Source organism: Hydrogenophaga sp., assembly GCF_041633695.1.
Lineage (GTDB): Bacteria > Pseudomonadota > Gammaproteobacteria > Burkholderiales > Burkholderiaceae_C > Hydrogenophaga.
This window is the reverse complement of the sequence record NZ_JBFJMY010000179.1, coordinates 1-7,948: the sequence shown is the minus strand read 5'-3', so window position 1 is coordinate 7,948 and position 7,948 is coordinate 1. Positions and strand designations below refer to the sequence as shown.

Sequence of the window (7,948 nt, the reverse complement as noted above, 5' to 3'; positions counted from 1 at the left end):
TGGCGGTGTTCTTGTGCCTGGCCGCCTTGTACGAGAGCTGGACCATTCCGCTCTCGGTGGTCTTGGTGGTGCCGCTGGGCGTGCTCGGCGTTTTGCTGGCCACGCTGTTGCGCGGCTATTCGAACGACGTGTATTTCCAGGTCGGACTGATCACCATCATCGGGCTCACCGCGAAGAACGCGATCCTGATCATCGAGTTTGCCAAGGACATGCAAGCCCAGGGCAAGACCGTGATCGAGTCCGCGCTGGCCGCCGCGCACATGCGGTTCCGCCCCATCATCATGACCTCGCTGGCGTTCACGCTGGGCGTGTTGCCGCTGGCGCTGGCCAGTGGAGCGGGCTCGGCCAGCCAGCGCGCCATTGGCACCGGCGTGATCGGCGGCATGCTCACCGGCACCGTGTTGGCGGTGGTGTTTGTGCCGATCTTCTTCGTGGTCGTGCGCACGCTGTTCAAAGGCAGTGAACGGCAGCACCGCATGGACGCCAAGGCCGCGGCCGAGCACCTGGGAACTCAGAACCATGAATGACAACAACATGACCTCCTTTCCGTTCCGGCGGGCGAACATGCCCGGCCATGGGCGCCTGGCTTCGGCCCTGCTGCTGACGACGGTGTTGTCGGCCTGTTCCATGATGCCGACCTACGAACGCCCGGCGTCGCCGGTGCCTGCGGCCTGGCCGGTGGCCGAAGCCGCTGCGCCTTCGGGGCCGGCGGCCGTGCCGGTCTGGTCCAGTTTTGTGGCCGAGCCCAAGCTGCGCGAAGTGATCGCGCTGGCGCTGGCGCAAAACCGCGACCTGCGCGTGGCCACGCTCAACATCGAGCAGGTACGCGCGCAGTACCAGATCCGCCGTGCCGACCAGTTCCCGACCGTGAACCTCGCCGCCAGCGGCAACCGCCAACCCGCCAGCGGTGGCGGCATCAACAGCACCTACAGCGTGGGGTTTGCGCTCAGCAGCTGGGAGATCGACTTTTTTGGCCGCATCGCCAGCCTGAAGGAAGCGGCCTTGGCCCAGTTCCTGGCCAGCGAAGAGGCGCAGCGCGCGGCCCAGACCAGTCTCGTGGCTTCGGTGGCCAGCACCTGGTTGAGCGTGCAGGCCAGCAGCGAATTGCTGGACGTGACCCAGCGCAGCCAGCGCACGCGCGAAGAGTCTCTGCGCCTGATCCGGCTGCGCTTCGACAACGGAGCGGCCTCGGCCCTGGATCTGCGCCAGGGCGAATCCTTGGCTGCGTCGGCGCGGGCCTCGTTGGCCCAGATCCAGCGCCAGCGGGCGCAGGACATCAACGCCTTGAACCTGCTGGTGGGCGGTGCGGTGCCCGTGGCTTTGTTGCCCACGGCATCCGATGCGGCGGTGCTCAACCCGGTGCCTGCGGGTTTGCCGTCTGAGTTGCTCAACCGCCGTGCCGACATCCGGCAGGCGGAGCAGCAATTGGTGGCCGCCAACGCCAACATAGGCGCGGCACGCGCCGCGTTCTTTCCGCGCATCTCGCTGACCGCGAGTCTGGGCACGGCCAGCAGCGATTTGTCGGGGCTGTTTGGTAGCGGGTCCTGGGGGTTCACCCTGGCGCCGCAGGCCTTGTTGCCGATCTTCGACGCCGGGCGCAACCAGGCCAATTTGCAAGTGGCGACGGTCTCGCGCGACATCGCGGTGGCGCAGTATGAAAAAGCGATCCAGACCGCGTTCCGCGAAGTTGCCGACGCGCTGGCCGCCAACGCCACGCTGGGCGAACAGCTGAGCGCACAACAGGCCCTGGCGCAGGCCGAGACCGAGCGCTTGCGGCTGGCCGATCTGCGTTACCGCAACGGTGTGGCCAATTACCTCGACGTGCTGGACGCGCAGCGCTCGCTGTTCGCAGCCCAGCAAAGCCTGACCCAGACGCGCTTGATCGAGAAGCAGAACCAGGTGGCCTTGTACAAGGCCCTGGGCGGTGGCTGGTCGCAGTGAGGGGTTCTGCGTTCGGGCGGGGCTTCGACCAGCTCAGCCCGAACGGGGATGCCCTCAGCGCGAACGGATGTCGGTTCCGCGCGAAAGGCGCGGTGGTTCGGTTAGGACCCGAAGCCAACCGCACCCGTTCGCCCTGAGCCCGTCGAACGGCTGACGACCTACGCCTTCAGGTTGTAAAAACGCAGGATGCGGTTCCAGGCGTCCTGCGGGTCGTCCACGTATTCGAACAGCGCCAGGTCTTCGGCCGACACCGTGCCTTCTTCCACCAGCAGGTCGAGGTTGATCAGGCGCTTCCAGTAGTCGCTGCCGAACAGCAGAATCGGCACCGGCTTGGCCTTCTTGCATTGCACCAGGGTGATGACCTCGAACAGTTCGTCCAGCGTGCCAAAGCCACCGGGAAATGCGAGCAAAGCCTTGGCGCGCATCATGAAATGCATCTTGCGCAAGGCAAAGTAGTGGAACTTGAAACTCAGCTCGGGTGAGATGTAGGGGTTGGCCGACTGTTCGTGCGGCAGGGCGATGTTCAGACCCACGTTGAGAGCGCCTTCATCGTGCGCGCCCCGGTTGGCCGCTTCCATGATGCCCGGCCCACCGCCGGTGCAGATGTAGAGCTGGTCCTGCTTGGGGCAGCGGGCACTGTACTGCGCCACCAGGCGGCCAAAGGCCCTGGCTTGTTCGTAATAGTGGGCGTTTTTGAGCAAGGCCTGGGCTTTGCCAATGGCGCGCTGCTCGCCTCCGGCCAGGGCTTCTTTCAGGCGGGCCTGGGCTTCTTCGGTATCGCAGAAACGGGCGCTGCCAAACACCACCACGGTGTTTTCGATTCCCATGTCTTGCTGGGCGACATCGGGTTTGAGCATTTCCAGTTGAATACGCATACCCCGGGTTTCGCGCCGCAGCATGAATTCCGGATCGGCAAAGGCCAACCGGTAGGCGTCTGCATGCAGCGGCTGGCCGTTGTTGGCATGCGCCTGCAGTTCGGCCCAGGCGTCGGCCAGGCGGTGTTCGCTGATGTGTTCGCTCAGGTGTTCGGTGGTTTGCATGCGTTTCTCCGCGAATGGATAGGGGCGGGCAGGTGGCTCACAGGCCCAGTGCCAACGCCAGGGGAATGAAAATCAGCGCCAGGGCGTTGCCCAGCATGACCATGGCGGCCACTTTTTCGGGTTCTTGGTGGTAGCGGTCTGCCAGCATGAATTGAACCACCGCCGGCGGCAAGGCCGCAAACAGCAGCAACTGGCCCCGGTCCACGCCTTCAAGCCCGAGGGCCCAGGCCAGCGGAATACCGATGGCCAGGCCGATCAGCGGCCGGGCCACGGCGCCGACCAGGCCGAGCGCGAAACCCGAACGGGTGAGGGCGGTCAGGCGCACGCCGAGGGCGAACAACAGCATGGGCAGCATGGCGTTGCCCAACAGCGCAAGGCCCGACAGTATGGCGTCGGGTGGTCGCACGCCGGTCAGCGCACTGGCGAAACCCAGGACGGTGCCGATCATCAGCGGGCTGACGAGCAGATCGCGGGTTCGCGCGCGCACGCTGGTGATGCGCGCACCGATTGAAAAGTGCAACAGGTTGCTGACCGCAAACAAGGCCACCGCCGCACCAAAGTGTTCCGGGCCGAAAGCCAGCAAGGCCAGCGGCAAGCCCATGTTGCCGCAGTTGTTGAACATCACCACCGGCACCAGCGTGCGTGTCTGGGCGCCAATGGCCCGGGCCAGCGGCCAGGCCAGCAGGCCGGCGCCAAAAATCAACACCGTGGCACCCAGCAGCAGGCGGCTGTATTCGACCAGGTGGAAGTCGCGCGCGGCCAGCGCCGAATACACGAGCAAGGGTGCGAGCACGTCCAGCGCGATGCGGTTGAAGGTGCTCAGGTCGGGCGCCTGGCGGCGCGCATAGCCATAACCGATGGCCACGATCAGGAACACCGGGATGATGACGTCGGCGATGCGGGAAATCAGATCCATGGCGGCAGTCTGTGGGAATGTGGGAGGCTTGAATCCAAGTGAAAAGGCTCCCTTGGGAGCCTTTTCAAAGAATCATCTGAGCGCGCCTGGGCTCAAACACGCTTGCGGTATTCGCCGGTGCGGGTGTCGATTTCGATCTTGTCGTCTTGTGCGACGAACAAGGGCACCGACACTTCGAAGCCGGTGGCGATCTTGGCGGGCTTGAGCACTTTGCCCGAGGTGTCGCCTTTGACGGCGGGCTCGGTCCAGGTGATCACGCGCTCGACGCTGGTGGGCAGCTCGACCGAGATGGCCTTGCCGTCGTAGAACACCACTTCGACGGTCATGCCGTCTTCGAGGTAGTTCAGGGCGTCGCCCATGTTTTCGGCTTCCACTTCGTACTGGTTGAACTCGGTGTCCATGCAGACGTACATCGGATCGGCAAAGTAGGAGTAGGTGCACTCCTTCTTGTCCAGAATGATCTGGTCGATCTTGTCGTCGGCCTTGCAAACGACTTCGGTGGCCATGTTGTTCAACAAGGCCTTGAGCTTCAGACGCACCGTGGCGGCACCACGGCCACCGCGGCTGTATTCGGTTTTCAGGACGATCATCGGATCCTTGCCGTGCATGATCACATTGCCGGCGCGGAGTTCTTGAGCGATTTTCATAAAAGTTCCAACGTTGGGGCCGCGCATTCCTGGCGGACCTATGGGCCCCGGAACTGGTCTGGTGGTTGCGATCTGTGCGGCGAAGCAGATGGCGGGCAGGAAATCCCAGGGTCCGTAGCTCGCCCCGGCTGGGTGATTTCTTGCAAAGCCTTGTATTTTATCGCTTTTTTGCCACGAACCCGAGCAGTTGGCTGCTCAGATCGTCCAGGTCCAGCAGGCGCTGGCGGGCCGCCTGCACACAACCGCCCCAGCTGCGCACCTCGTCCCAGCCTGGCCAAGGCTCGTTGCGCGCGTCCAGACCGTTCCAGGTGCGGTGGAATCGGCGCAGGGATTCGGGCGCCTGCAGCCAGTCCAGAAAGGCCTCCAGCTTGGCATGGTGGGCGTTGTCGTCCTGCGGGTAGATGTGCCAGACCAGCGCTTTTCCAGCCCACAAGGCGCGCACCAGCGAATCCTCTCCGCGCACGAAGTTGAGGTCGCAAGACCAGAGCAGGTGGTCGTAATCCACTTGGCTCAACTGCGGCAAGGTGTGCAAGTGGCAGTTGGCAAACGGGGGGAGGCTTTGCTGCACAGCCGCGACCGCGCGTGCCGCCCGCCCCGGTGTGACCAACCAGTCGCTCGCGGTGCGGTCCTGGTCCGCCTGCCGCAACACGTCGGGCAGGGCTTTGGGCTCGTAACAAAACAGGCTCACCCGAGCAGCCTGTTCCAAAGGCTCCAAAGCTGTCGTGTGGAGCGAAGGCAGGTGCCGCGCCAGCCAGGCGTTGGAATCGAAGACCGCCTGGCGCTGGAACAGGTCCGGCTCCCGCAGCAGGCCACCGGTTGCGGGCGTGAAGCCGGGGTAAAAAAACCATTTGGTCCAGCCGCGCGCGGCACCCGATAAAACGGGGGAGGGCAGGCCGTGTGAACGCTCCACGTAGGGCTCTGCGCTCAGGTATTCGAGGTTGATCCACACCGGTGGTTGGGCGCCGGGCGGGATGCGCGCCGCCATGGTCTGGACGAACTCGGGTGCCGGATCGGTACCAAAGGCTTCGATCCACATGTCCGCCAGGGCCAGCGCTTCCAGGTCGGCGTGGTGAAAGGGCGTGGGCCAGTGCAGCACCTGCACGCCGGGCACACGCCCTTCGAGTGCACCCGGTGCCATCCAGGCCAATGCGCTCGGGTCGTCCACCCACAGGCGCAGGCGTTGGCCGCGCGCCGCCAAATTGCGGCAGAGCCGCCAGCACACGCCGATGTCGCCGAAGTTGTCGACGACGCGGCAAAACACATCCCACAGCAAAGCAGGTGTGTCGGGCGGGGTGGGCGGCGTGGCTTGCATGCCCCCGATCTTGCCGCAGTTTTCGCACTGATCGCTGGCCCTTGCGCGCCCAGCGGACCCAGTGCCGATGGCGCGACAATAGCGGGCCATGCCCCGCACACCCGACAACGCCCCCGCCGACACCGGCGAACCCGCGACCCCGCCGCTGCACAGCGAACAGCTGTTGAGCGAAGTGGCGGCCTTGCCCAGCCTGCCCGGCGTCTACCGCTATTTCGACGCGCAGGATGCGCTACTGTATGTGGGCAAGGCGCGCAACCTGAAGAAGCGGGTGGCGAGCTATTTCCAGCGCAACCACGACGGCACGCGCATTGGCCACATGGTGAGCAAGATCGTGCGCATGGAGACCACGGTGGTGCGCTCCGAAGCCGAGGCGCTGCTGCTCGAAAACAACCTCATCAAGACGTTGAACCCGCAGTTCAACATCTTGTTCCGCGACGACAAGAGCTACCCCTACGTCAAGATCACCGGCTTGCGCGAGGCGCCGCGCCCAAACGCCAAACCGGGCAAGCCCACGCCTTCGCAGGCGTTCCCGCGCATGGCCTACTACCGTGGCGCGGTGGACAAGCGCCACAGCTACTACGGCCCTTACCCCAGCGCCTGGGCTGTCAAGGAATCGATCATCCTGCTGCAAAAGGTGTTTCGTTTGCGCACCTGCGAAGACACGGTGTTTGCCAACCGCACCCGGCCCTGCCTGCTCTACCAGATCAAGCGCTGCAGCGGGCCTTGCGTCGACCACATCGATACCGAAGCCTATGGCCGCGACGTGGCCGACGCCGAGCGCTTTCTGCGCGGCGAAACGCAGGCCGTGCTGGACGAACTGGAGCGGCGCATGATGGCCTACGCCGAGCGGCTTGAGTTCGAGCAGGCCGCCGAGATCCGCAACCAGATGAGCGCCTTGTCCAGGGTGCTGCACCAGCAGGCGGTGGACAACCTCAGCGACAAAGACGTGGACGTGCTGGCTGTGCGGGTGCAAGGCGGGCGCGCCTGCGTGAACCTGGCCATGGTGCGCGGCGGGCGCCACCTGGGCGACCGGCCTTATTTTCCGACCCACGTGGAAGACGCGGCGCAGATCAGCAGCTTGATGCCCGAAGACGGCGCGGCTAGCGCGAAACACACCGACCCGCTGGACCGTGTGGCGGTGCAGGTGCTGGAAGCCTTCATCGCCCAGCACTACCTGGGCGCGGCCATGCCGCACACCCTGGTCAGCAGCCACCCGGTCAGCCCGGCCCTGCTGGACGCCTTGAGCAGCCAGAGCGGCGCCCACGTCAACGCGGTGCACAACCCGCGCGAACACCGGCGCATCTGGCTGGAGATGGCGCAAAAGAACGCCGATATCGCGCTGGCGCGCTTGTTGTCGGAAGAGGGTTCGCAGCAAGCCCGCACGCGTGCCCTGGTGGACGCGCTGAACCTGCCCGACGACCAGCTGGATGCCTTGCGCATCGAATGCTTCGACATCTCGCACACGGCAGGCGAATCCACCCAGGCCTCGTGCGTGGTGTTCGAAGCGCACAAGATGCAGAACAGCCAGTACCGGCGCTACAACATCGAGGGCATCACGCCCGGCGACGATTACGCGGCCATGCGCCAGGTGCTGTTGCGCCGCTACGGCAAGGTGGCCGAGGCCATGCGCGCCAACGAAGCACTGGAGCCGCTCCCTGAGGTTGCTGCTGTTGCACCGGCCGCTGCCGAGTCGTCACCAGCGGACGAGCCGAGCCTGGATCCGGCGACCAAGCCCGAGCCCACAGCGGACGATGCCAAGACCACGGCCGGCAACGCCACCGAACCCCCGATGGGGCCACGCATGCCCGATCTGGTGTTGATCGACGGAGGCAAAGGACAGGTCGCCATGGCGCGCGAAGTGTTCCTGCAACTCGGCCTGGACCTCTCGCTCATCGTGGGCGTGGAAAAAGGCGAAGGACGCAAAGTGGGCCTGGAAGAACTGGTGTTCGCCGACGGTCGCGAAAAAATCTACCTCGGCTTCGACTCCGCCGCGCTGATGCTGGTGGCTCAGATCCGCGACGAAGCCCACCGTTTCGCCATCACCGGCATGCGCGCCCAGCGCGCCAAGGTGCGCACCGGCGGCAGCAAGCTG

7 protein-coding genes are annotated in these 7,948 nt (G+C 65.1%); 3 read left to right on the top strand and 4 right to left on the bottom strand.

Features of this window, described 5'->3' with window-relative positions; translation table 11 throughout:
* A partial coding sequence (locus ABYB95_RS12385) for an efflux RND transporter permease subunit (protein WP_372658858.1) occupies positions 1-527 on the top strand: 527 nt, incomplete at its 5' end.
* A gap of 37 nt (positions 528-564) precedes the next feature.
* Positions 565-1,941, top strand: a complete 1,377-nt coding sequence (locus ABYB95_RS12380; RefSeq protein ID WP_372658859.1) for an efflux transporter outer membrane subunit — start codon at positions 565-567, stop codon at positions 1,939-1,941.
* 158 nt (positions 1,942-2,099) lie between these two features.
* Here ABYB95_RS12380 and ABYB95_RS12375 read toward each other — a convergent pair whose 3' ends face one another.
* The 4 genes from ABYB95_RS12375 to earP form a co-directional block, all read right to left on the bottom strand.
* Positions 2,100-2,981, bottom strand: coding sequence for a TIGR00730 family Rossman fold protein (locus ABYB95_RS12375; protein WP_372658857.1), 882 nt, complete (start codon positions 2,979-2,981; stop codon positions 2,100-2,102).
* Between the two features lie 37 nt (positions 2,982-3,018).
* On the bottom strand, positions 3,019-3,897 hold the full coding sequence (locus tag ABYB95_RS12370; RefSeq protein ID WP_372658856.1) for an AEC family transporter: 879 nt from the start codon (positions 3,895-3,897) through the stop codon (positions 3,019-3,021).
* Between the two features lie 92 nt (positions 3,898-3,989).
* The gene (efp, locus tag ABYB95_RS12365; protein WP_372658855.1) at positions 3,990-4,544 is read right to left on the bottom strand and encodes an elongation factor P; all 555 of its coding nucleotides are present in this window, start codon (positions 4,542-4,544) and stop codon (positions 3,990-3,992) included.
* 157 nt (positions 4,545-4,701) lie between these two features.
* The gene (gene earP, locus ABYB95_RS12360) at positions 4,702-5,856 is read right to left on the bottom strand and encodes an elongation factor P maturation arginine rhamnosyltransferase EarP (RefSeq protein WP_372658854.1); all 1,155 of its coding nucleotides are present in this window, start codon (positions 5,854-5,856) and stop codon (positions 4,702-4,704) included.
* A gap of 88 nt (positions 5,857-5,944) precedes the next feature.
* On the opposite strand from earP, the gene uvrC reads away from it, so the two are divergent.
* A partial coding sequence (gene uvrC / locus ABYB95_RS12355; RefSeq protein ID WP_372658853.1) for an excinuclease ABC subunit UvrC occupies positions 5,945-7,948 on the top strand: 2,004 nt, incomplete at its 3' end.